This window comes from Vibrio sp. SCSIO 43140 (genome assembly GCF_023716585.1).
Lineage (GTDB): Bacteria > Pseudomonadota > Gammaproteobacteria > Enterobacterales > Vibrionaceae > Vibrio > Vibrio maritimus_B.
In genome coordinates this window covers 670,295-686,028 of record NZ_CP071851.1, presented here as the reverse complement: position 1 = coordinate 686,028, position 15,734 = coordinate 670,295, and the positions used below count along the sequence as shown (strand labels likewise).

The window sequence follows — 15,734 nt, the reverse complement described above, 5'->3', positions numbered from 1 at the left end:
AGCCAATTAATCCGCGGTCTTCAATACCACAGCATATCGATATTGCTGCTCACGAAGTTGGTACTCATCATGAACACTTGGTGTCCAAGAGTCGTCGCCCCCCACTCCCATGTGAAAGCCGTCAATCCGTACATACACCGCATCATCTTTTACAAGGTCGTTTGTGTGTTTTGCGTTGGCAAGGTTCGCTTGATTAAACTCACTGACAGAAAAATGAAACTCACCTTCCACCGAGAGATTGCCTACCGTTAATTCATGACAATCACAACGAAGACCATTCTCTGAAGGGAAAATGTAATTGGTGTGCATCTCTTCAAGACACTTTTGGTAACGACCGATATGAGCTGAGTACAATCTGTCTGGGTAGTTTTCGTGTGGACCACGGCCAAACCAATCAACCATAATTCGATCTTCGCTTGACGTCTGTTTTGGCAAACATAACTCAAGGCCAACACGCGGAATCGGTGGTAGACCTCGAGCGAGCGTGACATCAACATCGATAGCAATCGAGCCATCACTCGCTATGTGGTAACGCCAAGTGCTTGAAATTACTGGGGCTAGATCATTACTGTAGATAGCAACACACTTTATCTCTACACCACCAGAGACCTCATAAGCCTCTAAGCTTTGAACGTCTCGTCGAAGCGTTCTAAATCCAGCGGCCTCCCAGCGTGCGAACCAGGAGTTAGGGTCGAGCTTATTCGCTTCACTTGTACCAATGTCATTGTCTAGGGGGGCACGGTAGAAATTGTCTTTTATTGGTTGGCTCAGTACCTCGGCTCCACTTACCATCCAATCAGCCAAATAGCCCGTCTCTTTATCAAACTCAATAATAAAACTATCGTTCTCAATTCGAAGCTTGGTATCAGTATCAAGCAGTTGGAGCGAACCAAAGTTTTCCTTTTCAGCAAGATGGAGCTTGGGAATAGAGGCTAACTCAATTTGCTCACACGCGGTGATGTGTCCTGACTCTGCCCAAGGTGTCGCATTGATTAATCTCGCTTGTAGATTAAGGTGATAGCGTGCGCCAGGGAGTCGCTTGATAGCATCACACAGCTGTATCTGAAGACTAGCTTGAGCGGGAATAGATAGTGCGACCTCTCCAGATTGCACGATGTTGCCATTTTCCAAAAGTTGCCAAGAGAGGAGTTCATTGTCACTGGAAACAAACAAGTTTTCAGACACAGCTTCTATCACAAGTGGCTGGTCGCTGATCAACTTGAACTGGAAAAACTGCTGCGCTTTTTTAACTTCAAATAGAGTTGGGTGCACCGTTCTGTCAGGGAAAATCAGTCCGTTGATGCAGAACTGTCGGTCATTGATTTCATCACCGAAATCACCACCATAAGCCCAATAGGACTGCCCTTTATCATCAAATTTGGTAAGCCCTTGATCTACCCAGTCCCAAATAAACCCACCCTGTAATCTTTGATGGTCACGAAAAGCTTTCCAGTATTCAACGAAACTACCAAGACTATTTCCCATCGCATGGGCATATTCACATAGGATCAGAGGGCGCGTTTCATTGGGTAGCGCAATGGCTTTTTTGATGCCTACGCGAGGTGTGACCTCTGGCTGGTGCCCCACCACAGGCAAATCCCAATCGACACGGGCATACATAGGACAAATGATGTCCGTCGCCGATGTCATCGCACCGCCACCCTCGTATTGAACCGGTCTTGATGGGTCACGCTGCTTAACCCATTGGTACATTGCATGATGATTGCTGCCAATTCCCGATTCATTCCCCAACGACCAGATAATGATCGAGGGATGGTTTTTATCTCTTTCAACCAGGTTAACCATGCGCCTCATGAAAGCATTTAACCACTCGCTATCATCAGACAGACGGCACATTGGAAACTGACCGTGAGTTTCAATGTTCGCTTCGTCGACTAAATACAGCCCAAACTGGTCACAAAGCTCATACCACACCGGATGGTTTGGATAGTGCGCCGTTCGAACCGCATTAAAGTTATTTTGCTTAAGGAGTTTGATGTCACGAATCATATCGTCTCGTGTCATCACATGACCAAGCTCAGGGTGATGCTCATGACGATTAACACCACGAATGAGCAGGGGTTTACCATTTACACATAGCTGGCCATCTAAGATCTCGACGTTTCTAAAACCTACAGAGTAAGCCTCACAATCGACAACTTGCTTCTGATCGTTAAGCAGTGAAACGACAACTCGATATAAATACGGGCGCTCTGCGCTCCATGCGTTTACATCATCCAACTTGATTCTATGGGTGGATTGATTGTCCCACGCACCTTTTTCATCAACAAACTCAACGCCCATCACTTGCGACTGTTCCGATACAAGCCTCCCTGTATCGTCATAAACTGTGACCAAAATGGTTTGAGTAGACTCTGGCTTGGCAACTTTTGTCACCACTTTAAGAAGCCCATCGCGATAATCAGACTGGAGACTAGCGATCGTCTCGACATCAGCAATATGGCTATTAGGTTTGGTCCTTAGAGTGACATCGCGAAAGATGCCGCTAAGCCACCACATATCCTGATCTTCGAGATAAGAACCATCTGACCAACGCAGGACCATAAGGGTCAGTTGGTTTTCGCCCTCAACTAAATGAGCACTCAGGTCGAATTCAGCAGGCAGACGTGAGTCTTGTGAGTAGCCAACCCAAGTCCCATTACACCAAAGGTGGAAAGCACTGTTGACACCATCAAACGTGATGGTTGTAGTCGCACCTGACTGACTCGCAAATTGAAAGCGCTTGCGATACACGCCTGTAGGGTTTTGCTCTGGAACATTCGGAGGATTGTCGTCGAATGGGTACTTTACATTGGTATAGATTGGCTTGTCATAACCATGCAGTTGCCAGTTGCTCGGAACGGATAGAGCGTCCCATTGCCCATCATCAAAGTCACTCGCAACATACGACTCCAGCATATCCTCAGGACGTTCCAACAAGTGAAACTTCCACTCACCATTTAATGATACTTGGTTTAAAGATGCTTGATTGGTACGAGCCTCTTCTATGGTGCGATAGGCACGCAAAGGCGCATGAGGGGCAAGCACATTACGTTGCACAACGTGTTGGTTTTCCCACTCGCGAGCGGCGATGACTTGGGCGAAAGATCTCATCTCTACTTCCTACTGTTCCGAGACAAAAAGAGCGCTCCAATGCGTTGAGAGCGCTCATTGGTATTGGGTAAAACAGATATCCTGTGTTTACCTAGTTTTTAAATGTACGTTGACGCACTTTTTCCAAACGTTTGAGGATCTGATCGACACGCTCAGGTTTTACCATGAACTCTTGGAAACCTTTCATCCCCTCTTTCGCCATGGCAGGATCAGTATCACGGTCATAGAACTGAGCTGTACCACTCGCTTGAGCTAGCATTTCAACACCGATGTTTAGGAACTCGTCATCAGCAGGCTTCGCTTTGCTATTCGTCGGGATTTGCAATAGAACGTCGTTAACAAGCTGCTGAATCTCTGGCTTAGCAACAAATGCAAGGAACTTACGAGCATCTTCTTTGTTCTTCGCTTTGCTTGGGATGTGAATCGTATCCATCGGCGCGTCTTCTGCCAAAGGAACAGCAGGGTCAATCACAGGGAACTGGAAGAAGCCCATTTTGCCTTCCAACTCGTCAGGGAAGTTTGGAGCAATAAAGTTACCAATTAGGTACATTGCGGCTTCACCGTTATATAGGAATGGCTGTGCTTCTTGCCAAGAGTATGATGCGTGGTTTTCAAGGTAGTAACCTGGTTCAACAAGTTCCGCCCAGTTAGCAAATGTCTTTTTCACTCGCTCATCGGTGTATGGGACCTTACCGTCCATTAGGTCGATGTGGAAATCTAGACCGTTGGTACGTAGGTTGATGTAGTCAAACCAACCTGCTGCTGTCCAAAGGTACTTAGTACCGATAGCGAATGGTGCAACCTCATTTTTCTTCAGTGTTGCAGCGGCAGCTTTTAGCTCATCCCATGTCTTCGGTTCTGCGATGCCATACTTCTCAAAGATATCTTTACGGTAGTACACACCCCATTGGTAATACGTGTATGGTACGCCATATTGCTTACCGTTTACCGTCATTGCCGGTGCTGCAGATTTGAAGTCCTGAGCCATGTTATTCTCAGCCCAGATATCACTCACATCTTCAAGCAAACCACGGTCTACGAACGTTTTCATACGGTTACCCGCATACCAGAACACAACATCCGGTGGAGACGTTACCAGCCAGTTACGTATCGTCGTCTTGTACGCTTCTTTGTCATACAGATTGTACTTCACCGTAATGTCTGGGTTTTCTGCTTCAAATCGTTTTACGATTTCAGCCCAAGCTTCCTTTGGTGCAGGGTCTGCTTGGTCAGAGTTGATAACTAACTCACCCGCCCATGCTGTAGCAGAGACGGTCGCGCTTAGTATCGTGGTAGCAACGAGGTGTTTCACAGTTTTCATAGTAAGATCCTTATTGTCGAGCGTAAGCTCAGGCTCCATTTGTTATCGTTATGTTTTGCGTTGATACACTGCATTCAACGCGGGGTATGCAGTACAATTAGAATTAACCTTTGGTCGCTCCTAATGTTAAACCTGCAATAAAGTGACGTTGCATCGTAAAAAACAACACCACCGGAGGAATGGCAGCGACGATTGCACCCGCCGACATAAATTGCCATGCTGCCAACCACTGCCCTTTCAGAGAACTCAATCCAGCTGTTACCGGACGTACTTCATCACTTTGAACGAGTACTAGTGCCCAGAAAAAGTCATTCCATATAAAGGTAAAGACGAGAACCGACAATGCCGCAAGTGCAGGTCTCACAAGAGGTAGCACGACATGCCAAAAGATTTTCATTTCACTGACGCCTTCAACTCGCGCCGCTTCAATCAGTGCGTTTGGAATGCCAACGATGAAGTTACGCATAAACAGCGTGCAAAACCCTGCCTGGAACGCGACATGGAAAAAGATGAGAGCCCAGTGGGTATCGTAAAGCCCAAAGGTAATGGTCAGGTCACGCACAGGAATCATCAAGATTTGAAACGGGACAAAATTGCCTGCGATGAACATCGCAAAGATCCAGATGTTCGCCTTAAAGTTGTATTTGGCTAGAGCAAAGCCTGCCAACGTAGACAGAGCAACCGCGCCAGCAACAGCAGGCAACGTGATGATAAGACTGTTGAGCAGGTATTGACTCATAGGCGTCGCAGTGAATACCTGAGTATAGTTTTCAATAAACTGGATATCCGTTGGCCATCCCCAATAGTTACCTTTGTTGATGTCCTCCATAGAGCGGATAGACGTCATCATTACCGCGATAAGCGGAAGTAACCACAGGACAATAGCGATAGGCAAAGCCACTCGATAGCTTATGTTGGTAAAGCGTCCTGACTTTTCGATCGGTTGTGGGTACATTATTTTTCACTCCTCAGCATTCGCCACAAGAAGTAAGCGATATAGATATCCATAATCAGGAACAGAACAACAGAAACCGCCGCGCCATAGCCCATCCGATAGTTAAAGATTGACTCTTCGTACATTTGATATGCCAACACTGTAGAACTACCCCACGGGCCACCAGCCGTCATAGTCGCAACCAAGTCAAAGGAGCGAAGTGCCCCAATCACAGTAACGACGATAGCGATAAAGGTCGCTGGACGAAGCTGAGGCAGAACCACATACCAAAGCATGCGAAGCTTTTTCGCACCATCTAATCGTGCTGCTTCAAGCTGCTCTGGATCGAGATTGTTTAAGCCCGTTAAATAGAGAATCATGCAGTATGAAATTTGTGGCCACAGACCCGCTGCAATGATGCCGTAGGTGACGTAGTCCTCATTCGACAAAATCGCGACAGGCTCAACATTGAAGAAGCCCAATACGATATTGAACAAACCAAATGACGGGTCATAGAACCAAGCGAAGACCAAACCGACAACCACTTGAGAGATAACAAAAGGGAAGAAGAACAACGACTTAACAACGCGTATCCCCCTTACCTGTTGGTTCAGAAACAGCGCGATAGCAAGCCCTAGTGGTGGTGCAAGCATAAAGAACACCAACCACAAAAAGTTGTTTTTTAAAGAGGTGTAGAAGGCTTCTGAGTCAAAGAGCTCGCGATAGTTATCTAAACCAACCCATGTTTTCTCGCCGAGCCCGTCCCACTCATAAAAGCTCAGCCAGATACTATCCAGAATGGGATAAATCACGTAAACCGCAAAAATGAGCATCGCTGGCGCCAAAAACAGCCAGGGGGCAACATTGGTATTAATGCGGCTCTTACGCCGCTGTGAAGGTAATCGGTTTTTGGGGTATACCGTTTTCACAGATTGTTCCATTTCAAGGTGACTCCTACCTCATCGCAACATACTGTTAACACATATTAATTTTAGTAAATATCAACAATAAGTACTGTTTTAGATGAGTTTTAGTGAAAATACACCTAAATATTAGCCAGCATGGTGAAATGTTGTACTGCTCAAAATTAAAACTGTAAACGTTTCCACACTTTTCACTCAAATTCGTTAACAAATTATGATCATGATCAACTATTCTGGGTTTGACAGCTAACAAGAGTGCGATTAGGGCGTATGGTGATGGTATCAACGGACATCATGCGAGCACGATTAGCGCTATCGAGAACGTATAGGCTAACCGCTAACACTCGCTAAACTTTTGCTTTTACTTGTCTGCATAACTAGGAGTTCTTATGGCTGACATCCGCTTAAACCAAGTCATCAAACGCTTTGGTAAGGTACAAACCATCCACGGTGTGGATCTCGATATTAATGATGGTGAGTTTGTGGTGTTTGTCGGACCATCTGGCTGTGGTAAATCAACACTGCTTCGCTTGGTCGCTGGGCTAGAAGAGATCTCCGATGGTGAGATTTATATTGATGATGAGAAAGTCAACGACGTCGATCCGGCAGAGCGTGGCGTGGCGATGGTGTTCCAATCTTATGCCCTCTACCCTCACATGACGGTTGAAGAAAACATGGGTTTTGGTCTCAAGATGAATAACCATCCTAAAGACTACATCCATAAGCAAGTACAGAATGCAGCTAAAACACTGCAATTAGAGCACTTGTTAAAGCGCAAACCCAAAGAGCTGTCTGGTGGTCAACGCCAACGTGTAGCCATCGGTCGCGCCATTGTCCGTAACCCTAAGGTGTTTCTATTTGATGAACCCCTATCCAACCTAGATGCAGAGCTGCGCGTTGATATGCGATTGCAAATCGCCAAGCTCCATCAAGATTTAGCCAACACGATGATCTACGTGACCCACGATCAGGTTGAAGCGATGACGCTAGCCGACAAAATCGTGGTGTTGAGAGATGGTCAGGTAGAACAAGTCGGCAGCCCTCTTGAGCTATATCACACACCGCAAAACGAGTTTGTTGCTGGGTTTATCGGCTCTCCTAAAATGAACTTCATTCCTACCCTAGTAGAAGAGATTACCGACAATAACCTCACCCTAAAAACCGACAAAGGAGAGCGCTTTACGCTTCCGCGAACTGACAGCAGTTCCTCTACGCCTAATACAGGTGACAAACTGAGCCTTGGCGTTAGACCGGAACATCTAACACTCAACCATGACAGCCCGGTCAAATTGCAGTTCCAAAGTGAAGTTGTGGAGCGTCTAGGCAACAGCACCTACTTGTTCGGACAGGCGTCCGGTGTCGACGGATTCAAAGTACACCTACCAGGTGACCAAGCAGTCAACAAGTTTGAAAAAGTTGAGATAAGCTGCACCTATGAGGATGTGCACCTGTTCGATGCAGACGGACAACGCGTCACTTTATAACCTCGAGTCCGTCGCAAGTCTCAGCGAGTATTCGAGCAATCATAGCAAACACAAGGATTTGTTTATCCAGCAAATTGCGCTCCGCTATGAAACACGCTCTAATACTCGCCTAATTTAAGAGCCCAAGTAAAAGGTGCCCAATGGCAACCATCAAAGATGTCGCAAAAGAAGCAGGAGTCTCTGTCGCTACAGTGTCTCGTGTGATCAATAAATCGCCGAAAGCGAGTCAGTCTTCCATTACTTCTGTAACGGCAGCGATGAAGAAGCTCGGCTATCGCCCAAATGCGGCAGCGCGTGCCTTGGTCAATCAAAGCACCAACACAGTGGGTGTTGTCGTCGCGGATGTCTCTGACCCATTTTTCGGGACTCTATTGAAATCGGTCGATCAAGTTGCTCGAGAAGCTGGAAAGCACATATTAATTGGACATGGTTACCACAACGCTGAAGATGAACGCCATGCGCTAGAGCTGCTGATTAACAGTCGATGCGATGCAATTATTCTGCACGCCAAAGGTCTCAGTGATGAGGAACTCATCAATTACGCCAAAGAGGTGAAAGGGTTGGTCATTATCAACCGCTACATTCCAGAGATCGAATCGCGCTGTATTTCCCTTGATAATGAACGTGGTGCCTACCTTGCCACTCTGCAGCTAATCAAATCAGGGCATCGTAACATCGCGTGTATTGCCTCTTCTCAGGATATCGAAGATACCCATCAGCGAATTAAAGGCTATCGCACCGCTCTAGAAGACCACGGTATTGCGCTTTCCAAAAACTACATTGAGGCTGGCGAACCGAGCAGTGATGGCGGTGAGCTGGCTATGACGAATTTGTTGTCAAAGTCACTCGATATTACTGCCGTCGTGACTTACAACGATTATATGGCAGCAGGTGCTATCCAAGCGCTGGAAACCAATGCCATTGCTGTCCCTCAAGACATTTCCATAATTGGCTTCGATGACGGTCTGATCGCCCGTTTCGTGCATCCTCACCTAACTACGGTTCGCTACCCTATCGCTATGATGGCAGAAAGAGCGGCTCGATTGGCCTTGCTGCTATCACGTGGCGAGAAGATTGAGGATGACCCAATTGTTTTCACTCCAACTCTCGTGCAGCGTAAGTCCGTAATGACACGCTAACCAACCCTTAAGGTGGCGCAATGATTTTTGTTAATAGCGAACAGCTTGAGTTCCATCTCCAAACAGCCAAAACCAGTTACATCATCAAAGCGGACGAAACGGGTCATCTCATCAATCTTCATTACGGTGACAAGATGACACATCGCAGCAGCTTTGCAGCACTTCATCAGCGTTACAGCGGAAAGATGGGCTCGACAACGGACTACGCCGATGTTCCTGGGCAAAGCTTAGATACCCTGAAACTCGAAGTCCCCACCTTAGGGAAAGGCGATTACCGAAGCCCACTTTTACACATTGAGTATGCAGATGGGTCACGCATTACCGACCTCACCTACTCTTCACACCAAGTTGTCGACAGCAAACCCGCACTCGCTGGGTTGCCGTCAGCAAGTGGTGAGAAAAAAGGCCAGCACCTTATCGTTACGCTTGTCGACGCTATCACTCGATTGGCTGTCGACGTTCACTACTCGGTTTATGAAGCCTCAAACGTTATCACTCGCCATCTTGTTATTCGTAATGAAGACAGCCATAACATGCAAATTCATCGCGCGCTCAGTAGCTGTGTCGATTTTGCAGACGAAGGCTTTGACCTTATCCACCTTCAAGGCAAGTGGATAAAAGAAGCACAAATTGCACGCCAACGCCTAAACAAAGGCATAGTGCAGATAGATTCGAAGAAAGGCGTAAGTAGCGCGAACCACAATCCGTTTATTGCAATAGCAAATAAAGAAACCAACGAGCACATGGGGCCTTGTTACGGCTTCGGCGTCTTCTACAGCGGAAATCACCTATCTGTCGCTGAGGTATCGCCGCATTGCTTAACTCGCGTCATGACAGGAATCAATGATTTTGACTTCCGATGGGAGCTAAAACCCAACTCAAGCTTCACGACGCCAGAGGTAGTTCTCACCTTCTCTGCCACAGGCTTAAATACCATGAGCCAACAACTGCATCACTTCATAAATCATCATGTGGTACCAGAGCAGTGGCGATTAGTTGAACGCCCCATCCAAGTGAATAATTGGGAAGCAACTTACTTCGATTTTGACTACGACAAACTGGATGCTATTGCCCAAAAGGCTCAAGATATTGGTGTTGAGCTGTTTGTGCTCGATGATGGTTGGTTTGGAAAACGAGACGATGATACTACGAGTCTCGGAGACTACTTCGACAACCCAAAACTCCAAGGCGGCATTGCTCGTATCAGCAACAAAGTCAAAAGCTACGGACTTAGATTTGGTATTTGGGTCGAACCTGAAATGGTGTCACCAGACAGTGAGCTATTTAGACAACACCCCGAATGGGCGGTCGCTCATCCACTAAGAGAGCCTTCTCTGGGACGCAACCAGCTCGTTCTAGACATGGCAAACCCAGACGTAGTCGACTACCTGTTTGATAAACTGAGTGACGTATTTTCCAGAGCGGATGTAGACTATGTGAAGTGGGATCATAATCGTAACTTCAGTGATAATTACGCCCAGTCTTTAACCCCATCGACTCAAAGTGGGTTTAATCACAGATATGTTCTTGGGCTATACGACTTGTTGGCTCGCTTAACCGGTGCATTTCCAAATATCCTATTTGAGTCGTGTTCTAGCGGCGGAAACCGATTCGATCTTGGTATGCTTTGCTACATGCCTCAAACCTGGACCAGTGATAATACCGATGCTATTGAGCGCTTAAACATACAGCACGGCACATCCATGTGTTATCCCCTGTCATCGATGAGTGCTCACGTCGCTGCCAAACCTTCACATCAGGTACTGCGTCGCACACCATTGGAGACTCGCTTTAATGTCGCGGCATTCGGCAACTTTGGTTATCAACTTGATATCACGCAGCTCTCAAGCAATGAAACGCAGGCTGTCAGAGAACAAATTGCGTTCTATAAGCAACATCGCAAGCTGATTCAATTTGGGCGTTTCTATCGGTTAGCCTCGCCTTTTGACAACAATATCTCCACTTGGCTTGTCACTAACGAAGACGGTACTGAGGGACTGCTTGGCTATTACCAAAAGCTTCAACAAAGTAACGGCGATTTAGAGCGAATCAAGCTACCATTTTTCGAGCCCGAATCTGAGTTCGAGGTCCAGTCACGCTCTCAATACAGTGAAGAGGTGGAAACAACCAGCGTAAAAGCGACACCAGAGCTTTATCACCTATTTGGTGACCAGCTCGCCGCGTTTGGTTTGCCTTTGAACAGCCAATTTCTAGGTGTAGAGATCACTGAACAGACCCGTCATATTGGCGATTTCGGTTCGAGAATCTACCACCTTAAACGAAAATAGATTTATAAATCAGCACGCTAATCGCCCGCTATTCCTAACCACGGAATAGCGGGCGATTGCTTTTATATATCCTTACTTATATCACTGTTATGACCAGTAAAAATATTCGATATATCCCTATAAAGTTCATGCCTGACAGGTCGATAATCTGTATAGTTATACAAAACACTGTTCTTAATAATAAATCTGATTCATAACACCAGTTATGCATTCAATGTTGGCTATCTATAAAGGCAATATTTAGAGCTAAATCTAGGAAGTAGTATGAAATTTAGTCACAAAATCGTTTCCGCTTCGGCGGCTTTGCTACTCGTTACCGTTTCAACCCTAGGGATTACCCAGTTGATCACGGTGCGTAGCGAACTTCAAAGTCACATTGACACTAGCATCAACGAGTTAACCACAGGCGTTAAAAACACTATCACTTATGACTTAAACGCTAAGCGCGATATGGCAAGTGCCGTTACAGAGTCATTGGAAATTGACCCTCTAAATAACGACTACGTGGAAGACATCATTACTACCTCAACACTGAAGTCTAACTTCCAAGCTGTAGGTGTGGGCTATGAATCAAATGGTTCGCTAATCAGTAACGATGGGTGGGTACCGGATAGCAACTATGACTCACGTGCGCGTCCTTGGTATAAAGAAGCTAAGGCAGCCAACAGCACAATCATTACTGACCCTTATGTAGATTCGTCGACTAACAATGTGATTATCTCGTTGGGCTCATCACTTAATGACGAGTCAGGTCGCTTTGTAGGTAGTGTTGTGTTTGACGTCACCTTGACCACCCTAGCAGACTTGGTAAACCAAACTAACCTTTTCAACGCAGGTTATTTGTTTGTAGTGACGGATAAAGGCATGACGATTGCTCACCCAGACGCAAGCCTTAACGGTCAACCTGTAGCTAAGTTCGTTCCTGGCATTCAGCTCTCACAAGGTACTCAAGAGCTTCAAATTAATGGTAAAGATTACCAAGTAAACCTTATCCAAGTTCCTGACGAGAACTGGTACGTGGGCGCGATCATCGATAAAGATGTCGCCTTTGCAGCGATTGGTAAGATGCGTAATCAGTCTATCCTGTTTATCTTGGTTGGCGTGATTGTCAGCGTTATTGCTCTGACACTTCTCATCCAATTCCTGATGCGTCCTCTGACAGATCTGAACGCTGCAATTCAAGACGTTGCAAACGGCGACGGTGACCTAACTCACCGCCTAGACACAGACACGGATGCAGAGTTTGCTGAACTCGCGAAAGGCTTTAACACCTTCACCGCAAACCTTCAGCAGCAAATCATTCAGTCGAAGGAGATTTCAACCAAGATCCTAGCGCTAACACAGCAAACGACGGAAGGCGCTAAACACTCAGCGGTTGCAATGAATACCCAGCTTCAAGAACTTGAGCAGCTTGCGACAGCAATGAATGAAATGGCCAGCACGTCGTCAGAAGTCGCTAACAATGCTCAAGGTGCAGCAAGTGCAGCGCAAGCCGCAGACACTGCGACTCAAGAAGGCTCTGAGGTAGTGCTTGATACCACATCGGCTATCACTAATCTCTCTATGAGTATTGAAGAAGCAGTTATCGAGGTTCAGGGGTTAGAGTCAGCAACAGACAACATTGAAACCATTCTTAAGGTCATCAATGACATTGCAGACCAGACAAACCTACTCGCTCTAAACGCAGCCATTGAAGCCGCACGTGCTGGTGAATCAGGTCGCGGTTTCGCAGTAGTCGCCGACGAAGTTCGTACTCTTGCGCAACGCACTCAAGAATCAACAACAGAAATTCGCAGCATGATTGAGCAGCTTCAGGCAGGTGCACACTCTGTTTCTAGCGCTATGTCTCAAAGCAAAGAAAGCGCCACAATGGCCGTCGATCGTGCGCAAAGTGCAAACGATGCGCTAGAACGTATTCGTCAGTCTATCGCACAGATTTCTGATATGAACATGCAAATTGCCGCAGCAGCAGAAGAGCAAAGCTTGGTTGCAGAAGAGATCAACGCTAACACCATCAAGATCAAAGATCTGAGTGAGCAAGTATCTGACGCCGCTAACGGTGCAAATACGGCAATGACTGAGCAGTTTGATAACGTTCATCAGCAAGAAGCGATCCTAAACCGCTTTAAGGTATAAGCTCGCTAACACTTCAAGCTTAAAGCTCCGGTCTCAATACCGGAGCTTTCTTTTTTAACCATCGCTATTTCTCCAAATTTTCTCCACAATATTGAGGTAGACTAAATTTAACACTCCGTTTTCTCTGGATTCGCATGCGCTTTACTCTGTTTCAAAAGCTGTTTTTATCGCTTCTAACTTCAAGCTTGTTACTGTTAGCAGGTATGGCGTATCTGATTAACTCCAGTTTCAAAGAAGGGCTACAAAGCTACTTGAATCAAGAAGAGCTCACGAAGGTAGAAAGCCTTGCAAGCAATGTCTCTAGTTACTACTCCGAAACCTATGGTTGGGATAAGCTGCTTCGCTCTCCACAAGTACTCGCCACCTTGATGCAGCAAATTGGCGAAGCACCCCCTCCTCGCCCTAGGCGAGGTCCGCCCCCAAGACATGACCGATTGTCTCCTGACATACCTTCACCTTCATCAAAGCTTGAACGCGACCAGGTCTTATTCGTGCCACTTGGAGTGCGTATCAGCTTGCTAGATGAAAGTCGTATGCCTCTGTTAGGCCCTATGAGTCACGACTTTATCCTTGATGAAAGCTTACAGTTTGTAAGCTATGTGCCTATCAAACATGACGACAATACAGTTGGCTGGCTTAGCGTAGTGCAGAGTCGCAGCGTCTCAAATAAGCTTGCCGAGAGCTTTATTCAGTCACAGACCACTCATGTGCTGACCATTTCATTAGCCGCTCTGTTACTGACGTTAACGATCGCATTTTTCTCAGTGCGGTACTTGCTTAAACCATTAAGCGCGCTACACCATGGCGCCGTAGTTGTTGGCTCTGGTCAGTTGGACCATCGCATTGAGCATACAGGGAGCGATGAGCTTGCCGACCTTGTCGATGCATTTAATCAACTCACCGCGTCGTTAGAGCAGCAGAAACAATTGAGAGACCAGTGGCTGTCCGATATTTCTCATGAGCTTCGAACGCCAGTGGCTGTACTAAAAGGTGAAATCGAGGCTCTACAGGATGGGATTCGCCCCCTTGAAATGCGGTATGTCGATGGATTGCATGACCAAGTATCCACGCTGACACGGTTGATTAATGATTTACACACATTAGCCCTATCAGACAGTGGGGCCAAAGACAGTGACCAGAGAGATGCCGTAACACTTGTAGACGTGTTATCACCTATCGTTGAGCGTTATGAACTGAGGCTACAAGAAAAATCCATCTCACTTGAGCATCAACTTGAAGGCAATCCTGAAATTGAAGTCTTCGCCGATTCGAAGTCACTTCAGCAAGTTTTTCAGAACCTGTTTGAGAACTGCTTCCGTTATACTGATGAAAATGGCTCGGTCAGACTTTCAATTCAAGAGAGCAAAACCGAGGCGACTATCATTATTGAAGACAGTTATCCAAGCGTGCCAACGCAAGCTTTACCTAAACTCTTCGAGCGCCTTTATCGCGTCGATAAATCTCGCAGCCGCGCCAATGGCGGCTCCGGACTTGGGCTTGCTATCTGCCAAAGCATCGTAAAAGCGCACAATGGAAGCCTAAATGCCGAACACTCACCGCTGGGCGGTTTGAAAATGGTCGTAACGCTGCCAAAATCCAGCAACGATGAGCAATAAAAACAGAAACAAAGGAATGACCATGATTTTAATCGTTGAAGACGAACCTTCACTGGCAAACATTGTGTCCGAATACCTACAGCATAATGGATTTGAATCACACATTATCGATGACGGCGATAAAGTCATCGAATGGGTAAAGGAACACACCCCTTCTTTAATTTTGTTGGATTTAATGCTCCCTAATCGCGATGGATTGGATATCTATCGAGAACTACGCACTTTCAGCGATGTACCCGTCATGATGGCGACGGCTAAAGTCGATGAAATAGACCGCTTGCTAGGTTTAGAACTGGGCGCTGATGACTATATCTGTAAGCCTTACAGCCCAAGAGAACTTGTTGCCAGAGTCAAGAACGTACTAAGGCGCAGTCAAAGCACAAAGACGGCGTCACTGTCCGAGGCTGAACAAGTCAGCCCACAAGCGTCGCTAATCATCGACGATGCGCAAATGAAGGTCACCATTGATAGTGAAATTTTATCCTTAACGCCCGCTGAGTTTAAATTATTGCGTCATTTCAATAGCCATCACGGTGTCGTCTATAACCGAGATCAGCTCATTGACCGCATCTATTCAGACGGAAGAGTCGTCACCGATAGAACCATTGACAGCCATATAAAAAACCTGCGCAAGAAGATATTGGCTATCAACCCAAGCTACGATTGGATTAAGTCGATATACGGCGTGGGTTATCGATTCGAGTTGACTGAACGCGACTAGCCATCGGACTTCATCTTCACAAACAAACCCAGATACCTCCATATTTTCTGCACTTTTA

At 46.4% G+C, this 15,734-nt stretch carries 10 protein-coding genes; 6 read left to right on the top strand and 4 right to left on the bottom strand.

Features of this window, described 5'->3' with window-relative positions; all coding sequences use genetic code 11:
* Positions 1-6 precede the first annotated feature (6 nt).
* From J4N45_RS21640 to J4N45_RS21625, 4 genes are all read right to left on the bottom strand, one after another.
* On the bottom strand, positions 7-3,114 hold the full coding sequence (locus J4N45_RS21640; protein WP_252016900.1) for a beta-galactosidase: 3,108 nt from the start codon (positions 3,112-3,114) through the stop codon (positions 7-9).
* 91 nt (positions 3,115-3,205) lie between these two features.
* The gene (locus tag J4N45_RS21635; protein WP_234496968.1) at positions 3,206-4,435 is read right to left on the bottom strand and encodes an extracellular solute-binding protein; all 1,230 of its coding nucleotides are present in this window, start codon (positions 4,433-4,435) and stop codon (positions 3,206-3,208) included.
* Positions 4,436-4,538: 103 nt separating this feature from the next.
* The gene (locus J4N45_RS21630; RefSeq protein ID WP_252016899.1) at positions 4,539-5,390 is read right to left on the bottom strand and encodes a carbohydrate ABC transporter permease; all 852 of its coding nucleotides are present in this window, start codon (positions 5,388-5,390) and stop codon (positions 4,539-4,541) included.
* Positions 5,390-6,310 carry a carbohydrate ABC transporter permease gene (locus tag J4N45_RS21625; RefSeq protein ID WP_234496970.1) on the bottom strand — a complete coding sequence of 307 codons (921 nt, stop codon included), beginning with the start codon at positions 6,308-6,310 and terminating at the stop codon, positions 5,390-5,392. Before J4N45_RS21625 ends, J4N45_RS21630 begins: the two co-directional genes overlap by 1 nt.
* 371 nt (positions 6,311-6,681) lie before the next feature.
* Between J4N45_RS21625 and J4N45_RS21620 the strand changes: the two genes are divergently transcribed.
* The 6 genes from J4N45_RS21620 (at position 6,682) to J4N45_RS21595 (ending at position 15,676) form a co-directional block, all read left to right on the top strand.
* Positions 6,682-7,776: an ABC transporter ATP-binding protein gene (locus tag J4N45_RS21620; protein ID WP_252016897.1), complete on the top strand. Its 1,095-nt coding sequence runs from the start codon at positions 6,682-6,684 to the stop codon at positions 7,774-7,776.
* A gap of 140 nt (positions 7,777-7,916) precedes the next feature.
* Positions 7,917-8,915 carry a substrate-binding domain-containing protein gene (locus J4N45_RS21615; protein ID WP_234496972.1) on the top strand — a complete coding sequence of 333 codons (999 nt, stop codon included), beginning with the start codon at positions 7,917-7,919 and terminating at the stop codon, positions 8,913-8,915.
* A gap of 20 nt (positions 8,916-8,935) precedes the next feature.
* The gene (locus J4N45_RS21610) at positions 8,936-11,203 is read left to right on the top strand and encodes an alpha-galactosidase (RefSeq protein ID WP_252016895.1); all 2,268 of its coding nucleotides are present in this window, start codon (positions 8,936-8,938) and stop codon (positions 11,201-11,203) included.
* 264 nt (positions 11,204-11,467) lie between these two features.
* Positions 11,468-13,339: a methyl-accepting chemotaxis protein gene (locus J4N45_RS21605; RefSeq protein ID WP_252016892.1), complete on the top strand. Its 1,872-nt coding sequence runs from the start codon at positions 11,468-11,470 to the stop codon at positions 13,337-13,339.
* 134 nt (positions 13,340-13,473) lie between these two features.
* Positions 13,474-14,955, top strand: coding sequence for an ATP-binding protein (locus tag J4N45_RS21600; RefSeq protein ID WP_252016890.1), 1,482 nt, complete (start codon positions 13,474-13,476; stop codon positions 14,953-14,955).
* A 22-nt stretch (positions 14,956-14,977) separates the two neighbouring features.
* Positions 14,978-15,676: a response regulator gene (locus tag J4N45_RS21595; protein ID WP_252016888.1), complete on the top strand. Its 699-nt coding sequence runs from the start codon at positions 14,978-14,980 to the stop codon at positions 15,674-15,676.
* Positions 15,677-15,734 lie beyond the last annotated feature (58 nt).

Bases quoted from the DNA above. Each gene is read 5' to 3' on its own strand.
- J4N45_RS21620 (WP_252016897.1), top strand. From the start codon at position 6,682: ATGGCTGACATCCGCTTAAACCAAGTCATCAAACGCTTTGGTAAGGTA.
- J4N45_RS21630 (WP_252016899.1), bottom strand. From the start codon at position 5,390: ATGTACCCACAACCGATCGAAAAGTCAGGACGCTTTACCAACATAAGC.
- J4N45_RS21610 (WP_252016895.1), top strand. From the start codon at position 8,936: ATGATTTTTGTTAATAGCGAACAGCTTGAGTTCCATCTCCAAACAGCC.
- J4N45_RS21605 (WP_252016892.1), top strand. From the start codon at position 11,468: ATGAAATTTAGTCACAAAATCGTTTCCGCTTCGGCGGCTTTGCTACTC.
- J4N45_RS21595 (WP_252016888.1), top strand. From the start codon at position 14,978: ATGATTTTAATCGTTGAAGACGAACCTTCACTGGCAAACATTGTGTCC.
- J4N45_RS21600 (WP_252016890.1), top strand. From the start codon at position 13,474: ATGCGCTTTACTCTGTTTCAAAAGCTGTTTTTATCGCTTCTAACTTCA.
- J4N45_RS21635 (WP_234496968.1), bottom strand. From the start codon at position 4,435: ATGAAAACTGTGAAACACCTCGTTGCTACCACGATACTAAGCGCGACC.
- J4N45_RS21640 (WP_252016900.1), bottom strand. From the start codon at position 3,114: ATGAGATCTTTCGCCCAAGTCATCGCCGCTCGCGAGTGGGAAAACCAA.
- J4N45_RS21625 (WP_234496970.1), bottom strand. From the start codon at position 6,310: ATGGAACAATCTGTGAAAACGGTATACCCCAAAAACCGATTACCTTCA.
- J4N45_RS21615 (WP_234496972.1), top strand. From the start codon at position 7,917: ATGGCAACCATCAAAGATGTCGCAAAAGAAGCAGGAGTCTCTGTCGCT.